The following is a 19,594-nucleotide window of genomic DNA, read 5'->3' as shown; positions in this document are numbered from 1 at the left end:
TTTTTAAACTATTTACCAGAAAATTTAAGATACGCTTTCATCAGTTTTTCATCGTATTTATTGGTTTTATAACCTGGTCCATTATATTTTGAAGCAAAATCTGCCCATTTTTTATTTCGCAAAAGACCAATTAAGTTATTCTTTTCTAAAAATAATCCGAATGCTTTTAAATGTTCTCCTTCGTTTAAATACATTTTATTAACGTAATCGTCTACAGTTTTGTATCCGATAGAAACTGCGTTAAATCCCATAATTTGGTATAAACCCCAGGATGCAGCAGATTTTGCTGCGTCGCTAAACTTTTTATCCGGATTTATATGCATTGCTTTTTCCAATCGGATGTATTCTGCGGCGCCTCCTAAATAATATTTTTTCGTGTAATTTTTATATAATACATCCTGATTTCCAGCGTTGGCATAATTATTCGGATTTATATTTCGTTTTTCAAGTTCTTTCCAAAAAATATGACCTTCAAACAAAATCTTTGGACGTCCGTCTACAAGAAAACCTTTTCCTCCGCTTTCAACTTCGTTAACCGCTTTAACCACAGCCAATTCAAGATTGTGATCTTTAGAAAAATCAATAAGATTTTTTTCTGAAAGTAATTTACTGTTGGAAGAAAACTCCTGTTTGCTTTTTTCAATAAGTGCAGACCATGTTTTTAAGCCTACAACTCCATCTACGACTAAATTATTTTTTAACTGAAAATCTTTGACGGCTTTATTGGTTTCAACTCCAAAATAATCAGAAACAATAACGCTGTATTTCAGTTTTTCGAGAAGTTCATTTAAGTAATAAACTTCATTTGATCTCAGACCAATTTTTATAGTTCTCATACCTTTTTATTTATAATTATTTTGAAGATTGCTGACGCCTTTTTCTTCCTTCATTTCTTTTCGCCAAATTAGCAATGTAAAATTAATAATATATAAAACATTAGAAAACAGTTATTTAACCCAAAAATTTAAATAAATTTACCTGCTGAAAAAAGGGTAAATTCACCCTTGTATGTGTAAAATCAATAAAATAATTTTGGCACAAATATTTAATAAAAATATTGTTAACTAAACCTTTAACTAATTAGAATTAAACCATGAAAAATCCACCCGCAAAACCAAGTCAGTTAATTACCAGAGAATTTGCTCAGGTATTAAACTTAAATTACAACAAAAAGAAAGCTGATTTAAAAACCGGCAAATCTGTTAAAAAAGAAGATGCAAATGCCATTTGGTATTCGATAGAAGCTTTAGAAAGCTACATTCATTATGTAAAAACACAAGGCGTACAAGAAGGTTACAATGTTGATGGCATACGCTTTTATTTTGGAGTTTATCCTGAAGACGAAAAACATGGAGAAAAAGCAGGACAGACTACATTGTTTTTAGTACCAACCGGAAAAAAATTAGAAGCATTAAACACTGCAAAAATTCAAAGTTTTGTTGCCATAGAAGATGATGCACCAAGTGACATACAAAGCCTTGAACCAATGAATTATGGAAATATTGGCAGACCGCCAAGTTTAATATATTAAAAAAAATTATGTTTGAATTTTTAAGATCTTATGTCATCTATTTTGCTTTATTATCAGGGATTATCGGTTTGATTTCGTTTCACAAACTCCCTGGCGGTAAAGCAAAATCTTTAGTTATTTTAATTTGGTTCTCGGTACTAATAGAAATTGTTGGCTATTATTTTACTTACTGGACAGGTTTATTAAATTATTATGTATATAATTTTTACATGCTTGTCAGTTTCTCGGCCTACATATTGCTTCTCAGGAGCCTTTTACTAAAACGGAATAACAAAATATCAGCGGTATTGTTCTTAGTCTTGTTTGTGTTTTCTTTTTTTCTTAATCTTTTATATTTTGAAAAAGACATCAATAACTCGTTTATTTATAGTTTTGCCGTTGGTGTGCTGGTAGTTATGATATTATCTTGCTTATATTTGGTAGAGATTTTTAATTCAGATAAAATATTAAACTTTAAAAAATCAGTTTTTTTTTGGTATATCCTTGGAATTCTGGTTTTTCACGTGCCTTTTTTACCTTTCATGCTTGCCATAAAATGGTTTTTAATCAAACAAGATGATTCAATATTTAGCTTAGTATTGTTTATTCTGAATTTATTTACTCATACTTGCTTTATCATTGGATTTTTATGGAGCGAAAAGAAGTACAACTATTAGTCATTTCGTTAGGTATAGTTTTCTTAACTTTACTGGTCATTTTGCTTGTCTTATTCTTTTATTTTTTGAAGAAAAAGAATACGTATCTAGTTGAAAAGATGGAAGCTGATCTTTATTTTCAATCTGAGTTAATTAAAACCAGAATCGAAATTAAAGATCAGACTCTTTCTGAAATAAGTAAAGAATTGCATGACAATATTGGTCAAATCGTTTCTGTTGGCATTATGCAGCTTAATATGTATCTCAACAGCGAAAAACCCATTCAGCAAAATGAATTAAGTGATTTAAAAGATATATTAGCCAAATCGCTGGACGAAATCAGGATTTTATCCCGAATTATCAATAAAGACAATTTACTGCAAAGCAATTTTATCGAAGCCATAAAACAAGATTTAGAGCGTATAAAAAAGCTAAAAAAAATTCAATACAAATACACTCTTTCCGGAGAAATACCCCAAATTAACGAGGAACACGATTTGTTTATTTACAGAATTTTTCAGGAAGCTTTACACAATAGCCTGAAACATTCGCACAGTGACAAATTCGAAGTGAATATTACAACAACTGCTGCTCTTTTTTGCCTGAAAATACAAGATTTTGGAATTGGTTATGACTTCAATAAAACAAATTCAGGCCAGGGATTAAGCAATATGAAATTAAGAGCTAAATTAATTGGAGCAGAATTAATGATGCACTCAGATGAAACAGGAACAACCGTAATTTTAGAATATCCCTTAACTAAATCCGATGAAACCTAAAAACAAAATTATTATAGTAGATGATCATTTATTATTCTCACAATCACTTGAACTTCTTATAAATAGCTTTAAAGATTTTGAAGTTATCAATCGCTTTGAAAACGGAAAAGTATTCATTTCCTATTTACAGGAAAATATAAATACAGATGTCGATTTAATTTTATTAGATGTTAATATGCCTGTTTTAGATGGCATTAGCACCATGAAATGGATTAAAGAAAACAGGCCCGACCTTAAAGTTATTGCGCTGTCTGTAAACGATGACGAAGAAGTTATCATAAAAATGATTACCAACGGCGCCAAAGGCTATTTACTGAAAGATACTTCGCCCGAAATTTTTAAAGATGGTATCATGTCCGTTATCGAAAAAGGCTTTTATTTTACCGAATTAGTTTCGGGAATGTTAGTCAAAAAAGCGAATAACGACCCGAAAAAAATCAATTTAAAGGAAAAAGAAATCGTTTTTATCAAACACGCCTGCACCGAGAAAACATACAAGGAAATTGCTTCCGAAATGTGTTTAAGCCCCAAGACAATTGATGGCTACAGAGAGTGTTTGTTTGACAAACTTGAAATTAAAACCAGAATAGGATTGGTTTTATACGCTATTAAAAACAAAATTGTCTTAGTTTAGTGAGACTAAGACAATTTTAATTTTTTTAATCAAACTGAATCAATTTATCATTGGGTAAATCGTATTCGTATAGTTTTCTGTTTTCATTATCCAGATACAGCCACTGAATTATATTGGTATGATGCTCAAAATCGTTCGAAATTCCTAAAACGATATACGAACGTCCATCTTTGTCTTTTTCTTCAATGGAATAACTTAAATCAGCTTTTGGATCTTTTATGGCGCTTTTTACCAATTCGTTTTGAGAATTTGCCAGATAATATTCTACTTCTTCATAAAGGTAATCTTTAAAATCAGCGGTATAATCTTCTTTATCCGTATAATATTTTATTTGTTTTGGATGTTTTTTTCGAAACAAACTTACATTGCCGTCTTTTACTTTTTTGGCATTTACGAGCCATTCTGCAAATTCCAGTTTTTCTCCTTCTCCGGCTTCATAAATAGTATCCATTTTCCAGGAAACATCAAGGAGATCACCTCTTTTAAATGTTTTAACAGCCGCAAGATCAGTATAAAGCGAAATTAGCTTATTGTTTTTCTGAACTGTAAATAAGGCATAATCACCGTTTCCATCAAAATTTACAAACTCTACATTATCATTATATTCCTGCTGAAGCTGTAGTTTTTCAGCTGGTCTTAAATTGCTTTTCAAATTTAAATCTGAAGATTTGTCTGCTGTTTCTTTGATGGCTGTGCTGTCTTTTAAAACATTTTTATTCAGGTTTTCAGACGCTGCTTCTTTGTCTTTACAGGAAAATAATACTGTAAGCAAGACCAAACAATATAGTTGTTTCATGTGTAGGTTGTTTTAGTTAGATTTGGGTTTATTAATAGGTTATTGCAGCAAATATAGGATTATCCTTTATTTTATCTCTCCCATTTAAAAAAGAAAGTTCCATTAAAAAGTTAAACTGAACAATTTCGCCTCCAAGTTCGTTTACTAAATCGGCAAGTGCTTTTGCGGTTCCACCGGTTGCGAGAACATCGTCGTGAATTAAAACCTTATCTCCTTTTTTAATGGCGTCGATATGTATTTCTAATGAATCTGTTCCGTATTCTAATTCGTAAGATGCTGATATTGTTGTAAAAGGCAGTTTTTTAGGTTTACGCACGGGCACAAAACCAGCATTTAAGCGATCTGCCAATAACATTCCGAAGAAAAAACCGCGGCTCTCTGCTCCTATTACCTTATCAATTTTTTGTCCGTTTAGCGAATTTAGTAATATTTTCAGGCATTCTTCTCTTGCATTTGGGTCAATTAACAACGGTGTTATGTCTTTAAACAAAATTCCTTCTTTTGGAAACCCCTGAATATCACGTATATAATTTTCAATCTTCATTTTTTTTCATTTTTATGTTAATTTCTTCTTGTATATATCACATTTATGCCTATATTTGCACCCGCTAACAGCAATCAACAAAGCTACAAAAAATAGCTGAATTGAAAACAAAAGGCCTCGTGGCGCAACTGAATAGCGCATCTGATTACGGCTCAGAAGGTTACTGGTTTGAATCCAGTCGAGGTCACTCTTAAAAAAAGTTAAAACGAGAGTTTTAGCTTTTTTTTTGGCCATTTTGGTACTATTTAACCATATTTTACATCGAAAAATTAAGCGGTTTGTAAATTTGTAGAGTTAACTCTACAGGATACAAACCGTTCTAAAGTACTATAAACATTAAGATTAAAAAAAATCTTATTTTATATTAACAATAATTTTAGTTTATCTAAAAAATAAGTGGAAGGGAGAAATTATCATAAAGAAAGTTTAAAAAATGCTTAATGTCGAAATGCATCCTATATTAGCTTGATGATTACCCCCACAATGCCAGCTGCTAAAATAAGGTAAGGCTCCTTGACTTTTTTGTAAAAAAATAAAACTAAAATAGTTATTGCAGCAATTAGTGATGAAGGGACATCTATAATACTTCTTTTTGCTATAATAATTACAGAACCGACCAATGCACCCACAACTACAGCAGTAATTCCTTCGACAAATGCCTTGACTGATTTATTTTCTGCAATTTTTTTAAAATATGGTGCCAAAAGAATCGTAAACAAATAGCAAGGTAAAAATGTTGCTAAAGCCGCAACAACTGCTCCTAGAAAACCATCAACTAAATATCCAATAAACCCAACTGTTATTACAACTGGCCCCGGTGTGATCATAGCGACTGCAACTGAATCTAAAAACTGTTGCTCGGTTAGCCATTGATTTTCCAATACAACTCCGGAATGCAGAAAAGGAACAATTGCCAGTCCGCTGCCAAAAACAAATGTCCCTGCTTTGGCAAAGAAAATACCCAATTTTAATAAATTAGATTCTTCAAAATCCCATACGACCATCTGAAAAATTATAATAAAATTTGTTGTCTTTGAATTCCACCAATTAGGAGGAGCTTTTATAATCATATACAAAAGTCCGGCAGCGATAAAGAGTAGTACATGTTCTTTTTCTGTTATGAATGTTACTGTAACCGCCAGAATAAAAAATAGCCACAACAGCCATTTTGATTTAAGAGAATTAAAGCTGAACTCACCTACCGATTTTAATGTAAGCTTATACGAACTGAGCGCAATAATACCAACAACTGTGGCGCCAACACCATAAAAAACGGCTTGTATCCATGATAAACCTCCAAATATTTTATAAATAATTCCTAACAAGACTACCATTATAAACGATGGAAGTATAAAAGCAAAACCAACTAAGGTTGCGCCTAAAAATCCATAATGAACAAAACCCAGATAAATTCCTAATTGCGCTGCGAGCGGACCGGGTGCTAACTGGGCTAAAGCCAAACCCTGCTTGTATTCTTCTTCTGAAACCCATTTACGGTTTTCGACCAAATCTTTATACATATAACCTACTAATGCAACAGGGCCGCCAAAACCTGTCGTACCAAGTTTAAGAAAATATAGGGTTATTTGCTTTAAGCTGTATACTGGATTCGTTTGCATCTTAAAAAGCTATTCCAAATTGAAAGCCTACTGTAAAAGTAGCTGTATGATCATTGCCGAATCGAACCGGAAGCGGTACAGCTGCATAATAGCTGCATGTTTTATTTTTGATTATGGTTTTGTTAAATACAGGTGTAAAGCCATATCTTCCACCCGATTCAAAAGCGACGCGGCCAGCAAAGGAATATCCTTTACCCAAAGCCACCAGAACTCCTGGATGGAAGGTCAGATTTGTTACCTTACTTGATCCGTTATCATCTTTTATATTGGGAACTATTTCTAAAGAAAATCCGATCTTTTCACTTTTCCAAATGTTGATTCCTGTTGGAAATCCAACGGCATAATAATCTCTGAAATTTACATTGGTTTCATCACCACTAATTGTAACTATAGGATGCATTACACCAAAATAACCTGTTATTTTCGGATATGTAGTTTGTGAAAAAGCAGCTGAAACAGATGTAAATAAGGCACATAAAAGAGTAAATTTGAAATACATTTTTTTGTTTTTTTTAGAATTAAAAACAAAACTAAAAGTATTGATTCTCAAAAAATAGAACCTTATTTACCTTTTGTATCTGAATTACTTTTCTGTATTTTTTTTCGATAAGAGGATGGATTTTTGCCCGTATGAAGCTTGAAAATTCTAGTAAAATGACTTTGATCTGAGAAACCAGTCATATACGCGATTTCTGTTAATGAATAAGTCGAATTTTCAATCAGATTTATCGCTTTTTCAATACGGAGTTTTCTAACATATTCTCCAAAATTCAAATCTTCAAAATATTTGGAGAATTCTCTTGACAGATAAGACGGATTCAAATCAAGGTCGTTTGAAATTTTCTTTAAATCAAAAGCAAACTGAGCGTCAATTTGATCCTGAATAATTTCTTTTAAATCCTTAACCCAGGATGGTGTTTTATTGGCAGATTTTTTTTCTTTTAAAAACTTATTATAAACTTCATGCAGTAAATTCTCAAAAGGACTGTTTTGCAGATGATTCTGCTTATACAAATGCGTTGCCCAACTGTATAAAGCGTCATAAATTACCATTCCTGATTCCAATAATTTATGATCATCCTGAATATTATAAGAAAGTCCAGCAGAAACAGCCCAAAGCCCCGCCGCTTCTTTAGCAATATCATGTCTGTCTGTATCAGCCCCACGAACAATATCTGCTATAATTGAAATAGCAGGATCGTTAATCTTATGTTTTTTTATAATAAAATCAAAAGTACATTGCTCATTGTAATGTGTATATTCAACATCGGGAATATCAAACGGAATAGCACTCAGTTCTTTGGCTTTCGCCAAAACAATATTATACGGAACATAAATAAATTCTGCATCCTTATCCACAAATCTCTTAATCAGCCACGGACATGCGATTCGGTCTATCTTAGGTCTTTCTCTGGTAATCCATTTCATTTGCAATAATTTCTGTATTGAAAAAAATCTGTTTCAAATCGAATGCTAATCTACATTTATTTTATTATGTTTCAAAAATGATCATGATGAAGTCTAATATAGATTTGATTTATTAATTATATTGTTGACACTAAATTTTGATTAGAATAATATGATAAAAACAAATTAAATTTAGCACTCAAAATTTCTTGAGATACAATTAATTTTTAGATGTAAATCTTCAACTAAAAGTTCTTAATCACAAGAATTAACAAATTTTAAGTTTTTACCCTTACTTAACATACAAACCGCTTCTAATTAAAAAACTTAAATAATTATCTTAGAAATCAATAGAAAAATAGGCTAATTTCTTCAAATCATTCATAAAATGGTTTGTAAATTGTTCAGTAAGGGTCACAACAAGCCAAATAGCGCCAATTGAAGACAATTGGCGCTATTTTTTTAACCTTGCTTATTTTTTATTAGTCTAAGAGACGGGCTCCTCAGCAGCCCTAGCCCCGATAGCAGTGAAATCCTTTTGTTCCGGGATACTGTACAAAAGATTAGAACTAATAGCGGGAAGTGCTGCTAAAAATAGTTTTAAGGAAAGATGTAAACTTATGAACCCAGCGCTTAATCGTAGCATGATCCACAAACACTTCTCTAATTTTCATTATTTCCTCAACGTCACCATAGACAAGTGTAAATCTTAATTTAAAATACACTGCCTGAAGGATTACATATTTCGGATAACAATGACCTTTAGTATTCATAGTTTATTAGCTTTGAAAAACCAGAGATAAAACTTAGTCATAGATGCGAGAGAACCATTTTTACAAGCTTATATTGTCTGGTCAGATATGATTTAATTAAACAACTTAAAGAATAGCTTTATTCTCATATTTTCCATGTTCTCTAATACCAAATCCATTATGCGCGTTTATCATGGCAATAAATTAATTGCATCATGGCTTAGGTCCCAATATTTAAAAACATTTTTTTTAATTAATCTCGATCAAATCATATCGTTGTTCATTCAGGGGTTTTCCAAAAGCCATCGATTCTTTAGATTCGGTTAATTTAAAACCATGTCTTGTATATAGTGCTACAGCTGCACACAATTCATGAGTAGTCCATAAATAGGCGGATTTATACCCCTTGTCGTTTAAAAAAGCCATAAAAAGATTCATTAATTTTTTTCCAAGCCCGATGCCTCTATATTCTGGCTCAAGATAAAAATATCGAAGTTGAGCACTATTACTTTCTCTATGCATTAATAAAACAAAACCTACTATGTTGTTATTATGCTCACATATCCATACGCAATCTCTAGCTACATCAAAATTTTCATAAAATTCATTCAATCCAAGTGCTACATACGTTTCAAAACCCACTCCATAATTATATTCCTCACCATATAGTTTGCCATGTCTGTAAATCACAAAACCTAAATCTCCAGGTTTTATCTCCGTTCTTATTTTAATTTCATCAATGTTCATTTTTGCTTCCTTTCGTTAATAATGTTTTTATGCTTTGAAAATTTGCTAAGAGCTCTGCCTTCTCATTTAAATTCAGATGACTGATTAATTTTGCTATACTATCAGATGAATTTTGATTAAGTTTTAAAAAAATCTCTTCTCCTAATTCTGACAATAACAATCTTGATATTCGACTGTCAGTATCTGACTTTTCCTTTTTAATAATATTTTGTTTTACTAATTTTTTAATTAGCCTGCTTAGATATCCTTCATCAACCTCAATAATTTCCTTAATCTGTCTTGCCGTAATCTCCGGATTGTGATAAATCTCATACATAACTCGAACCTCAGTAAGCGAATATTTACTTTCCAATATATGATTATTTGTTACACCGATGATTCTTGTGTAAAATCTGTTGAATTCCCTAAAACTATTTATTGTATCTTCCTTCATTTTTCAAATCTACAAAAATACTTGCTAAAAGCAAGTATTTTTGTAGATTTTTTTTATACTAGCATTAGATAAGATTAAATAGTAAAAAGAAATTTTATTACATGTGTTGCTCAAAAAGCCGCAAAATATGTATCTGATTTTATCTAATATGCTGCGGAAATGAAAATAAATAGTAAATACAAAATTTTGTTAAAGAGACAATAGTCCTATAAATGAAGTATTATATCCTATAAATATACTCCCAAATGTTTCTTATTTTGTAAAAAATAAATTTATTAAAGAACGATTAATTTTTATATAATATGGCAATTGAATAATGCAAAAGATATAAAATACATCTTTTCCGTCACATCATTACCTTAGAAATTGGCAATATAGAAACAATTAAAAATGCCATTTTCAATTTCTCCAGAACAGCAATGCCCCCACGCTACTGACGGATTGACAATAACCAGTACCGTTAGATTTTGATGGTTTTGTTACGCTGTCCAGTTTAAAAATAGCAGCGATGCATCCATACACGCCAATTTAAAACACTTATACTCCTATTTATCCATTTATTACTTTTCGGCAAATCCGATAATCAAATTGTAAAAGTTGTACGAAATGTTCTGTACTTTATCTTTTAAAATACAACAGCTGCTGTATCAGCAAACAATTAACAATCAATATATTCATTTCTAAGTTTCGGAACTAAATTTTTGAATTGATCCATAAAAGCAAAAAAAACGATGACCCCAATAAATGCCATAATCATATCTGAGGAACAAGAAACTTTTCAAATCTTAAAAAAATTTGAGGAAGAAAACACTATGATTATCGAGATAATTGGTAACGCTGATGGTATAAAAGACGGCATGATTTTAATAAAAGAGAAAAAACCCGACCTTATCTTTCTGGATATTTATCTTACCGATAACCTGTTTTTTGAAATGCTCAAACAATTAGAATTTAGTATTCCGAAATTGGTATTTATATCAGCAAATAAGGATTATGCTGTGAAAGCTTTTAAACATGATGCGATTGATTTTTTACTAAAACCAATTGATTTTAATTCGATAATAATGGCTATTTATAAAGTAATTAAAAGAAGGGAAATGGAGCGTTCGTATCAACATCAAAAAATTAACAACATAACTATTTCAAACACTATTAATCAAAAAAACGACTATGTTGCCGTTGCTTCTTTAGAAAAAATAGAACTTATCCCCATGTCACAAATTACTTTTTGTAAGGCAGATGGAAAGTATACCGTTTTTATTTTAAGTAACGGAGCCAAGATAATGTCAAGCAGAAATCTGGGTGAATACAGTGCCATTCTGGATGACACTTATTTTTTCAGAATACACCATTCTTATATTATCAATCTTCGTCATATTAGTAAAATTTCAAAAAAAGACGGCTATTTCTGCGAACTTGCTAATGGAGTAATTTTGCCAATTGCCAAAAGACGACAAGATGATTTTAATAAATTTATAAAACTTAAAGATTAAAAAACAACATACGTTAACTTTAATTACAAGCAAATGAGTACTCATACTATTTCAAAAAGCAAACCGGCAAAAGAAAAAAATGATAATACTTCTTATCATTTCGAAGAACATTTAGCTGACCTTGGTAAAATTTTAGATTTTTCAATGGATCTAATTTGCTCTTGTGATGAAGAGGGAAAATTTGTGTGGGTAAATAAAGCTTCTGAACGTATTTTAGGGTATAAACCTGAAGAATTAATTGGTAAAAAATACAGTGATTTTTTATTTGATGAGAATACTGGCATAAATGAAAATTTTGATTTTAGCACCGAGACACACTTACCTATATTTGAAAAAAAGTTCCTGCACAAAAACACCGATATTATTTATTTGCAATGGTCTGCTGTAAGAGATGATGTTAAAAAATTATGCTATTGCATAGGGAGAGATATTACCGAGAAAAAAAATATTGAAAAGGCATTTGAAATTGAAAGACTGCAATTCTTTAATATATATTCGCAGGCACCTTCATATATGGGAATTTTAAATGGTCCCAACCATGTTTATGAATTGGCAAATGAACTTTATCTGCAATTAATTGATAAGAAGGATATTATTGGGAAGCCAGTAAAAGAAGTTTTACCTGAACTTGAAACGCAAGGCATTTTTGAAATTTTAGATCATGTATATCAAACAGGGGAAAGTTTTTCTGCTAATGAAATGCTTATCACATTTGATCGGTGTAGCGACGGAAAACTCAAAGATGTTTACTTAAATTTTATTTTTCAGGCGCGCAGGGATGCTAATAATAATGTTGACGGCATATTTATTTTTGGCAACGATGTAACAGAACAGGTTCTATCGCGAAAGAAAATTGAAGAAAGCGAAAAAATGTATAGAGACCTAATCCATAAATTGCCAGTTGCCACCTACTCTTGCGATGCCGAAGGACGAATAGTGCTTTATAATAAGGCTGCAGCTGTATTATGGGGAAGAGAGCCTGAACTGGGAAAAGATTTATGGTATCATTCATGGAATAGCAGTGATAATAAAAAGCAGTCTGAGGCGCTAAATTTATGTTCACTGGCTGCAGTACTAAAAGAAGGGGATCCAATTCTTAGTAAGGAAATAATTATAGAACGCCCGAATGGAGATAAGCGCAATGTATTGCCCTATCCGGTTTCGTTTCACAATGCTGATGGCGAAATAACAGGAGCTGTTATTGTACTTTCTGATATTACAGAAATGAAACTGGCACAAAAAGAGCTGAGGAAAAGTGAAAAAAAATACAGGTATCTTTTTGACAACAATCCGATGCCTATGTGGATTATTGATTTGGTGTCTTATAAATTTCTGGATGTCAATAAAATGGCTATTCTGCAATACGGATATAGCCGTGAAGAATTTCTTTCGATGACTGCTTTGGACATACGGCCAAATGATGATAAAATTCATTTCATAAAATTGAGTGATACTTCAAATATTACTAAATCGAATTATAACAGGGGAATATGGAATCATATAAAGAAAGACGGCACTATTATTCCTGTTGAAATTATTGCCCATAATATTGTGTATGAAGGAACTGCAGCAAGATTAATTCTTTCTAATGATATCTCTGATCGTAAAAAAGCAGAAACAAATCTGGAAAAAAGAAACCGGGAGCTTATCAAAACAAATGCAGAACTGGATCGATTTGTATATAGTGTGTCACATGATCTTCGTTCCCCTCTAACTTCTATTCTTGGTCTGATCTCTTTTATTGAAACTGAAAGCAAGGAAATTGACACTCTTAAGCATGCCGAACTGATACGGATCAGTATCAATCGTCTTGATGACTTTATAAAAAATATTTTAAGTTATTCGCGAAATAACCGTACAGGGCTTGAAGTCGTAGCGATGCCGATAAATGAAATGATACTTGACATAGTAGATTCGCTTCAAAGAATGAAAGAAGCAAAAGGAATTCGTTTTGATATTGTAATCAAGGAACAAAAACCTTTTTACACAGACAGGCTGCGATTTACAACAATTCTAAAAAATCTAATCTCCAATGCCATAAAATACCATAAAAAAGAGGAAACTGACAGATTTGTAAAAATATTTGGATATTCAGATCATGAAAATCTTCACTTTTCAATAATTGACAACGGGATAGGAATTGATCCGGCATATCATAAAAAAATATTTGATATGTTTTTTCGTCTTTCGGGCAAAGATGGCTCAGGTATTGGCTTATATATCGTTAAAGATGCAGTAGAAATATTACAGGGATCCATAGAAGTACAGTCAGAAAAAGGTACTGGCACCAAATTTAATGTCACGCTAAAAAATTTGAAACCATGTTAAAAGAACTAGACCCAAAATTTGAGACAGTTATGATTATTGATGATAACTTGGTAGATTTATATATTATCTCACGTATGGTCACTAAGAATAATTTTGGAAAAAATGTGTTGCATTATACCGAAGCACAAGAAGCCATAAAATATCTACAGGAGAATCAAGAAAATATTTCAAAATTACCTCAAATAATTTTTGTGGATATCTACATGCCTTTAATGTCCGGATTTGAATTTCTGGAAGCATATGATACATTATCAACTAATTTGAAAAATTATTGCAAAACTTATATCGTATCCTCAACAATAGATAATGAAGATATTGCTCAATCAAACAATAATAAGAATGTGGTTGCTTTTCATGTTAAACCGATTACCAAAGAATTTCTCGACCGAATTATTAATCAATAGTTACTAAAGTATTAATTGCAAATAATAAAATAACTCAAATCAGGATTTTATACTTTAGCACTCTGCTGGCAATATCGTAGTGATTTTAAAAATTACTACAATTGCTGTTTTTTAAATGTGATCAAGTTATAACACAGCCTGAGCTCTTAACTCTTACAATCTTTATTCAGCAATTTGGCAGGATTTAAAACTGCATTTATTCTAGTTTTCTAGTTTGTCTTTCCTGTAATGAGACTAGTTGCCCGTTTAAAAATTTACAATAATTCCTTCATCTGTAGCATTAGTTAGCCCCGCTAATTTTCATCTTATCGATTTCTTGGATAAACGGTTATATCATATAGTTATCAGTTATTACTTCTCTCTTTTAATTTAAAATGCATTCCTTTTAATTTGTCCAAGCTGTTACAAAACATTGCTTTGTACAATCTACCAAATCTTTTTCGCGTAATAAACTGTTATCCCAATAATGAAAAAACTAGCTTACTATTTAAATTTTCTTATTCCCATAACAACCCGAGCAACAAATCTTCCTCCTCCCGATTTAGCCGATGAATCAGTTATGTCTTATATTGACTCAATGCTTTTTTACTATTTACAGCAGATGTCATATTTTGTTATAGCATTTTCAAAAAATGAGTGCCTTTAATTTTAAAATGCGATATAAGTATTATAATTTAACCAAAAGAAAATATGAAAAAATCTTTACTATTACTATCTATTTTGCTTTCTTTTCAAAGTTTTTCCCAAATACATCTTGGTGTCAATTATGATGGACCACCTCCTCCGCCTCCTCTAATACCTTATATTAAACTCAATACTATAATAAACAATGAGTTTACACGACAGCTAAAATTAGTTTTTGATTCTGAAGCCACAGACGGCGTAGATGGCGGTATTGATGTAAAAAATACAGATGTAGATTTTCCTCAGGACATTTCTTTCTGGATTGAAAATGAAGATTACATAATTCAGGGACTTAATTTTAATTTATCTAAAAAAATTCCGCTTTCGGCAAAAGCAGCTGTCAGTACAAAATTTAAATTTTATATCTCTGAAACTGATGGTTTTGATGATACACAGCCAATTTATATATACGATGCACTTGATATGTCTTATCATGATATTAGAAACACACCATATCAGGTTGTAGTTAAACCTGGAAAAGATACAGGACGATTTAAAATAAGTTTTACTAATAATAATGGCACACTGGCAACAAATAATGTTGTCAGAAGTGTTTTTTTTATTAGTCAGGACAATAAAAGCCAGGTTTTAAATGCCACAAATCCAAATAATGAAATTATGAAATCATTTGGACTTTATGATATTCTTGGAAAATCTGTTATTTCAAAAGATAATTTAGGGGCCGAACAAAACTTTAGTTTTTCAACTTCAGGATTAAGTGCTGGAGTATACATTGCAATATTCATGACGGCCGATAATGCAAAAATAACTCAGAAAATCATTATTTCTAATTCTGGTAATTAAAATTCGCTATTAATTTCTTACAGACAATTTTTAAAAATATGCAGTAAATATTAAACTGATATCAGCTCAACAAAATAATAGAATTATATTAATATTATTTTTCTTCTTTCTAAAATCTATAGGAAATGGCCCAAAGCGCTGCTTTTAACAGAAGCTGGAAACCCGGAGATTTTGAAGAAGTGAAATAAAAAATATAGAAGCTATTCAAAAATAATTATACAATGATAATGATATGAATGATGTCTCGTGAAATGAACAAATTTTAACGTTAAACCCTTACGATACATACAAACCGCTTTGAAACAAAAACAAAGATAATTATCTTACAAATTTACTTGAAAATAAGCTAATTTCTTTAAATCATTCATAAAATGATTTGTAAATTGTCCAGTAAGGTCACTCAAAGAGACAACTAGCAAATAGTTGTCTCTTTTTTTATGCTCTAATGTACAGATTTTTCAAACCTTTACGTCCCAAAATTTGTGATTCGATTTTTTCAAAAGGAATTCTTAGTCTGTTTGAAATAAACAGTCTTAAAGTGGCGATATTAGAGAATTAATCCAAGCTGAACGATGATTCGAAGTCCTATTAAGGATTACCCAATTCTTATATAAGTTCAAAGGAAAGTACCTTTGAAAGTTAAAATCTTATTTTAAATCTATTACGACCTTTTTGAGAGTATTATTGAATTTGAATGGTACTTTGTAATCTTTTGATACAGGCGACCCGGTATCTTCACCTACATCCATAGTTTCATCCAGAGAGAAGCGGAATGGTACAGTTTTTTCTATATGTGCCTCCGCCTGAGACTTACCATCTATCATCAATACTCCTTTACCTCCTTTACCCGGACCGCCGCCATCATAGGTGAAGTCGAAAGTGATGGTATGCTTTCCTTGCGATAGTGGTTCATTAGCAGTAATAGTGGTTGTTTGTTCCTGCAACCAATTATAAACAAACTTTGGTTTACCCTCCACCACCATTAAAGCCCACCCGGCAAACAAGCCACCCTGTGTAATTAAAATACCCTCGGCGTTGTTGTTAGAAATTTCAACTTCTGAGGTTATAGTGAAAGACTTGTTTTTTATATCGGGCGCACTGCCTTCTGGAAGCCGTATCATACCAGGATAATAGGTAAAATGCTTCAGCCCCTCAATCGGACCAAGTGGACGGCCAGCTATTTTTGCATTGAAACGTTCTGCTGCACGATCATCTAGTGGGAGCACATTATACTTTTTAGCTTCTACACTAAACGCGGCCTTGAGTACTTTCAGCTTTTCAGGGTTCGACTTGGATAAATCGTCATGCTCTGTAAAATCATTGTTGGTATCATAAAGTTCCCATGTATCTTTATCAAAAGGAATGCTGGGCTGCATCTCAGTCCATGGTGTTATGCCGTGGTTTGTGGCAGCTACCCAGCCATTATCATAAATAGCACGTGCTCCTCCCATTTCAAAATATTGCTTTGTATGTCGTGTGGGTACCTTGGCATTCGCGGCTGCAAAAGTGTATACAATACTTACACCAGACATAGGGGTTTGCTCTATACCGTTTACAACTTTAGGCTGAGGCAAGTGAGCTGCATCAAGAATGGTCGGCACTATATCGTTACAATGACTGAATTGTGTACGTATTGCTCCTCCATCTTTAATGACTTTCGGCCAGGAAATAATCAGACCGTTTCGAGTGCCGCCAAAGTGAGAAGCCGTTCGCTTTGCATATTTTAAGGGAGAATTCATTGCCATCGCCCACCCAATCGGATAATGATTATATGTTGTAGGACCACCAATCTCGTCAAAGCGCTTCAAAGCATCCTGCACTACATCAGGTCGATAGTCATTAAAATCGGCGGCCACTTCATTGAGTGTCCCGGTAAGTCCTCCTTCTGCACTTGCTCCATTATCACCAATAGCATAGATAACAAGTGTATTGTCTTCAATACCCATTTCCTTAACGGCATCCATCAAGTGCCCTATTTCAAAATCTACATAAGCAAGATAAGCGGCATACACTTCCATCATCCGTTCATATACTTTTTTTTGATCGGTGCTCAATTTATCCCAAACGCCTGCTTCTTCGGGTATAGGATTATATTTTGCTGATTGAGGAATGATACCCTTGGTTTTCATTCGCTCAAAAGTTTCTTCACTTACCTTATTCCATCCTTTGTCAAACTGCCCTTTGAATTTATCAATCCATTCTTTAGGAGCATGGTGCGGGGCATGGGTGGCGCCAGGAGCAAAATAAACAAAGAATGGCTTTTTGGGAGCAGTAGATTTCTGGTTGCGTATCCACGCTATTGATCGGTCTGTCATATCCGCTGTTAAATTATAATCAGGATCATTCACAGGAGGCAAAACTGGTCTGGTATTTTCTATCAATGGGGGTGTATATTGATTGCAGTCACCTCCATTAAATCCAAAAAAAAACTCAAAACCCATACCAGTTGGCCATTGTGTGAATGGACCTGCCTGGCTTGTTTCGTAATCAGGTGTATTATGGTTTTTTCCAAACCAGGCTGTGTTGTACCCATTGTCGCGAAGAATGGTTCCAATAGTAGCTGAGTTATCAGGCATCACCGCATCATAACCTGGGAATCCGGTAGCAATCTCAGAGATCACACCAAAACCTGCCTGATGATGGTTCTTACCTGTGAGAAGCGCTGCACGAGTGGGAGAACAAAGCGCTGTGGTATGCCATTGTGTATATCGCAGTCCGGACTGAGCCAACCGGTCCGCTGTTGGTGTAGGGATTGGACCTCCGAAAGCAGATGATGCCCCGAAGCCGACATCGTCAAGTAATATTAGAATCACATTGGGAGCATCTGAAGGAGCTTCACGAGTCATCGAAAAATCTGCTTTTGATTCTTTATAGGTTTCCGTTATGGTTCCCTTAAATATAGTAGGTCTTCTATCTGGTAATACAGTGCCTTGTTGCGCAATTACCTGACTAGCATATAGCACAAAAGTGCTAAGAATTGGAATATCAATTTTAAATTTTACTGTTTTCATGATATTTACTGCTTTAAATCTCAACGTCATTTTTTATTACTTACTAATTCAAATTAATTTCAATGGTTTCAATCTAGTTACTGCTTTAATAGAATTTTCAAATCTAAATCTAATGATGAGCCTGTATTTGTTATTAAAAAATGCTGCTTTATTTAGTAAAAACAAAAGTCAAACTTGCTCTAATGCCAAAATCAGGTTTCGTTTCATCTGGCCCTGTAACTGGAATTTTTGGTGCTATGGACAATGAAATAGGCTGATTTCCCAATTTGGTTACTGCAGTAACCTGAGGTATTAGAAATATAGAAGTTGTTTTACCCTCCCAATTAAAAGTCATCTCTGAACTCAGTCCTAAACCTGCCCCACTTTTAAAATTCTTTGAAAAGAATGGCTGGAAATACATTTGATTTACATCACTGCGATTTTCATCACCTGCAAAAGACCATATTTGATTGACAAGAAAACCATATGTCAGCCCGCTTTTCTGTTTCGCCAAAAGTACAGACGGACCAATCCCCCATTTTCGCGTACTTAGAAAATCATTAGTTCCAATTGGAACTAAAAATGCAGGACCTACTCCCCATATAAGTCCGTTTTTCATATCTGAAGGGGCAAAAAAAGCTGAAACCGTTGCATCGCTAAGGCCGAACTGACTAATTCCTTCACCTGTTATATCACGCTGGTCTACTATTGGAATGATATAACGGGTAATAAGATTAATCTTCGGACTAAGTGGAATAGGAATTACAGGCTGAAAATTTAACGTGTATTTTGATCCGTTAAAATTTCCGATGCCATAATCAACATTATTTTGAAATGGTACGCTGATAAGATTAGAAACTGGATTCGAAAGTTTATCTGCCAGTTCTTGGGCACTGCTTTGAGATTTTTCCTGGGCATTAGAAACAAATGAAAAAATAGGGCATATAACAAACAGAAAGATCTTAAAATGATTTTTGATTTTCATAAAAATAACCTTTAGTAAATTAACTTTGC

The 19,594-nt window shown here is 32.8% G+C and carries 18 protein-coding genes and 1 tRNA gene; 9 read left to right on the top strand and 10 right to left on the bottom strand.

Translation table 11 applies throughout. The features are described 5' to 3' along the window. Positions 1 to 8: 8 nt before the first annotated feature. Entirely contained in the window at positions 9 to 836 is an 828-nt protein-coding gene (locus AC3QL1_RS15400; protein WP_492492703.1) for an N-acetylmuramidase domain-containing protein, read from the bottom strand. Between the two features lie 257 nt (positions 837 to 1,093). On the opposite strand from AC3QL1_RS15400, the gene AC3QL1_RS15395 reads away from it, so the two are divergent. From AC3QL1_RS15395 to AC3QL1_RS15380, 4 genes are all read left to right on the top strand, one after another. Beyond that, positions 1,094 to 1,531 (top strand): hypothetical protein, encoded by a 438-nt coding sequence (locus AC3QL1_RS15395; RefSeq protein ID WP_492492701.1) that lies wholly within the window; start codon positions 1,094 to 1,096, stop codon positions 1,529 to 1,531. Positions 1,532 to 1,539: 8 nt separating this feature from the next. Continuing rightward, a complete protein-coding gene (locus AC3QL1_RS15390) occupies positions 1,540 to 2,187 on the top strand; it encodes a hypothetical protein (RefSeq protein WP_492492699.1) in 648 nt (215 codons plus the stop codon). Between the two features lie 98 nt (positions 2,188 to 2,285). Next, positions 2,286 to 2,945 carry a sensor histidine kinase gene (locus tag AC3QL1_RS15385; RefSeq protein WP_492492698.1) on the top strand — a complete coding sequence of 220 codons (660 nt, stop codon included), beginning with the start codon at positions 2,286 to 2,288 and terminating at the stop codon, positions 2,943 to 2,945. Next, positions 2,935 to 3,579: a response regulator transcription factor gene (locus tag AC3QL1_RS15380; RefSeq protein WP_492492696.1), complete on the top strand. Its 645-nt coding sequence runs from the start codon at positions 2,935 to 2,937 to the stop codon at positions 3,577 to 3,579. The genes AC3QL1_RS15385 and AC3QL1_RS15380 overlap by 11 nt, the downstream gene beginning before the upstream one ends. Before the next feature lie 25 nt (positions 3,580 to 3,604). Here AC3QL1_RS15380 and AC3QL1_RS15375 read toward each other — a convergent pair whose 3' ends face one another. Together AC3QL1_RS15375 and AC3QL1_RS15370 are read right to left on the bottom strand one after the other, a co-directional pair. After that, positions 3,605 to 4,375, bottom strand: coding sequence for a hypothetical protein (locus AC3QL1_RS15375; protein WP_492492694.1), 771 nt, complete (start codon positions 4,373 to 4,375; stop codon positions 3,605 to 3,607). Between the two features lie 31 nt (positions 4,376 to 4,406). Next, complete coding sequence (locus AC3QL1_RS15370; protein ID WP_492492692.1) at positions 4,407 to 4,919, bottom strand: adenine phosphoribosyltransferase; 513 nt, start codon at positions 4,917 to 4,919, stop codon at positions 4,407 to 4,409. Between the two features lie 113 nt (positions 4,920 to 5,032). On the opposite strand from AC3QL1_RS15370, the gene AC3QL1_RS15365 reads away from it, so the two are divergent. Further along, positions 5,033 to 5,106 (top strand) — tRNA-Arg (locus AC3QL1_RS15365). Between the two features lie 268 nt (positions 5,107 to 5,374). Here the strand turns inward: AC3QL1_RS15365 and AC3QL1_RS15360 are convergent. From AC3QL1_RS15360 to AC3QL1_RS15340, 5 genes are all read right to left on the bottom strand, one after another. After that, positions 5,375 to 6,538: a chromate transporter gene (locus tag AC3QL1_RS15360; protein WP_492492690.1), complete on the bottom strand. Its 1,164-nt coding sequence runs from the start codon at positions 6,536 to 6,538 to the stop codon at positions 5,375 to 5,377. 1 nt (position 6,539) lies between these two features. Next, entirely contained in the window at positions 6,540 to 7,037 is a 498-nt protein-coding gene (locus AC3QL1_RS15355; protein WP_071637747.1) for a hypothetical protein, read from the bottom strand. Between the two features lie 62 nt (positions 7,038 to 7,099). Continuing rightward, positions 7,100 to 7,966 carry a chromate resistance protein ChrB domain-containing protein gene (locus AC3QL1_RS15350; RefSeq protein WP_071637746.1) on the bottom strand — a complete coding sequence of 289 codons (867 nt, stop codon included), beginning with the start codon at positions 7,964 to 7,966 and terminating at the stop codon, positions 7,100 to 7,102. A gap of 980 nt (positions 7,967 to 8,946) precedes the next feature. Next, positions 8,947 to 9,444 (bottom strand): GNAT family N-acetyltransferase, encoded by a 498-nt coding sequence (locus AC3QL1_RS15345; RefSeq protein WP_492492688.1) that lies wholly within the window; start codon positions 9,442 to 9,444, stop codon positions 8,947 to 8,949. Continuing rightward, a complete protein-coding gene (locus tag AC3QL1_RS15340; protein ID WP_492492686.1) occupies positions 9,434 to 9,877 on the bottom strand; it encodes a MarR family winged helix-turn-helix transcriptional regulator in 444 nt (147 codons plus the stop codon). Before AC3QL1_RS15340 ends, AC3QL1_RS15345 begins: the two co-directional genes overlap by 11 nt. 731 nt (positions 9,878 to 10,608) lie before the next feature. On the opposite strand from AC3QL1_RS15340, the gene AC3QL1_RS15335 reads away from it, so the two are divergent. The 4 genes from AC3QL1_RS15335 (at position 10,609) to AC3QL1_RS15320 (ending at position 15,590) form a co-directional block, all read left to right on the top strand. Continuing rightward, on the top strand, positions 10,609 to 11,370 hold the full coding sequence (locus tag AC3QL1_RS15335; RefSeq protein ID WP_492492684.1) for a LytR/AlgR family response regulator transcription factor: 762 nt from the start codon (positions 10,609 to 10,611) through the stop codon (positions 11,368 to 11,370). A gap of 33 nt (positions 11,371 to 11,403) precedes the next feature. After that, entirely contained in the window at positions 11,404 to 13,698 is a 2,295-nt protein-coding gene (locus AC3QL1_RS15330) for a PAS domain-containing sensor histidine kinase (protein ID WP_492492682.1), read from the top strand. Beyond that, positions 13,692 to 14,102 (top strand): response regulator, encoded by a 411-nt coding sequence (locus AC3QL1_RS15325; RefSeq protein ID WP_492492680.1) that lies wholly within the window; start codon positions 13,692 to 13,694, stop codon positions 14,100 to 14,102. The genes AC3QL1_RS15330 and AC3QL1_RS15325 overlap by 7 nt, the downstream gene beginning before the upstream one ends. Positions 14,103 to 14,792: 690 nt before the next feature. Next, positions 14,793 to 15,590 carry a DUF8693 domain-containing protein gene (locus tag AC3QL1_RS15320; protein WP_492492679.1) on the top strand — a complete coding sequence of 266 codons (798 nt, stop codon included), beginning with the start codon at positions 14,793 to 14,795 and terminating at the stop codon, positions 15,588 to 15,590. A gap of 647 nt (positions 15,591 to 16,237) precedes the next feature. Here the strand turns inward: AC3QL1_RS15320 and AC3QL1_RS15315 are convergent. After that, positions 16,238 to 18,601: an arylsulfatase gene (locus tag AC3QL1_RS15315; protein WP_492492677.1), complete on the bottom strand. Its 2,364-nt coding sequence runs from the start codon at positions 18,599 to 18,601 to the stop codon at positions 16,238 to 16,240. A gap of 148 nt (positions 18,602 to 18,749) precedes the next feature. Then, a complete protein-coding gene (locus tag AC3QL1_RS15310) occupies positions 18,750 to 19,565 on the bottom strand; it encodes a hypothetical protein (RefSeq protein WP_492492675.1) in 816 nt (271 codons plus the stop codon). Positions 19,566 to 19,594: the final 29 nt, after the last annotated feature.

Source organism: Flavobacterium sp. GW823-FHT04A11, from assembly GCF_058796535.1.
The sequence above is the reverse complement of the archived record's forward strand: the minus strand, read 5'-3'. Positions and strand labels throughout refer to the sequence as shown.

Bases quoted from the DNA above. Each gene is read 5' to 3' on its own strand.
- AC3QL1_RS15400 (WP_492492703.1), bottom strand. From the start codon at position 836: ATGAGAACTATAAAAATTGGTCTGAGATCAAATGAAGTTTATTACTTA.
- AC3QL1_RS15395 (WP_492492701.1), top strand. From the start codon at position 1,094: ATGAAAAATCCACCCGCAAAACCAAGTCAGTTAATTACCAGAGAATTT.
- AC3QL1_RS15390 (WP_492492699.1), top strand. From the start codon at position 1,540: ATGTTTGAATTTTTAAGATCTTATGTCATCTATTTTGCTTTATTATCA.
- AC3QL1_RS15385 (WP_492492698.1), top strand. From the start codon at position 2,286: ATGGAAGCTGATCTTTATTTTCAATCTGAGTTAATTAAAACCAGAATC.
- AC3QL1_RS15380 (WP_492492696.1), top strand. From the start codon at position 2,935: ATGAAACCTAAAAACAAAATTATTATAGTAGATGATCATTTATTATTC.
- AC3QL1_RS15375 (WP_492492694.1), bottom strand. From the start codon at position 4,375: ATGAAACAACTATATTGTTTGGTCTTGCTTACAGTATTATTTTCCTGT.
- AC3QL1_RS15370 (WP_492492692.1), bottom strand. From the start codon at position 4,919: ATGAAGATTGAAAATTATATACGTGATATTCAGGGGTTTCCAAAAGAA.
- AC3QL1_RS15360 (WP_492492690.1), bottom strand. From the start codon at position 6,538: ATGCAAACGAATCCAGTATACAGCTTAAAGCAAATAACCCTATATTTT.
- AC3QL1_RS15355 (WP_071637747.1), bottom strand. From the start codon at position 7,037: ATGTATTTCAAATTTACTCTTTTATGTGCCTTATTTACATCTGTTTCA.
- AC3QL1_RS15350 (WP_071637746.1), bottom strand. From the start codon at position 7,966: ATGAAATGGATTACCAGAGAAAGACCTAAGATAGACCGAATCGCATGT.
- AC3QL1_RS15345 (WP_492492688.1), bottom strand. From the start codon at position 9,444: ATGAACATTGATGAAATTAAAATAAGAACGGAGATAAAACCTGGAGAT.
- AC3QL1_RS15340 (WP_492492686.1), bottom strand. From the start codon at position 9,877: ATGAAGGAAGATACAATAAATAGTTTTAGGGAATTCAACAGATTTTAC.
- AC3QL1_RS15335 (WP_492492684.1), top strand. From the start codon at position 10,609: ATGACCCCAATAAATGCCATAATCATATCTGAGGAACAAGAAACTTTT.
- AC3QL1_RS15330 (WP_492492682.1), top strand. From the start codon at position 11,404: ATGAGTACTCATACTATTTCAAAAAGCAAACCGGCAAAAGAAAAAAAT.
- AC3QL1_RS15325 (WP_492492680.1), top strand. From the start codon at position 13,692: ATGTTAAAAGAACTAGACCCAAAATTTGAGACAGTTATGATTATTGAT.
- AC3QL1_RS15320 (WP_492492679.1), top strand. From the start codon at position 14,793: ATGAAAAAATCTTTACTATTACTATCTATTTTGCTTTCTTTTCAAAGT.
- AC3QL1_RS15315 (WP_492492677.1), bottom strand. From the start codon at position 18,601: ATGAAAACAGTAAAATTTAAAATTGATATTCCAATTCTTAGCACTTTT.
- AC3QL1_RS15310 (WP_492492675.1), bottom strand. From the start codon at position 19,565: ATGAAAATCAAAAATCATTTTAAGATCTTTCTGTTTGTTATATGCCCT.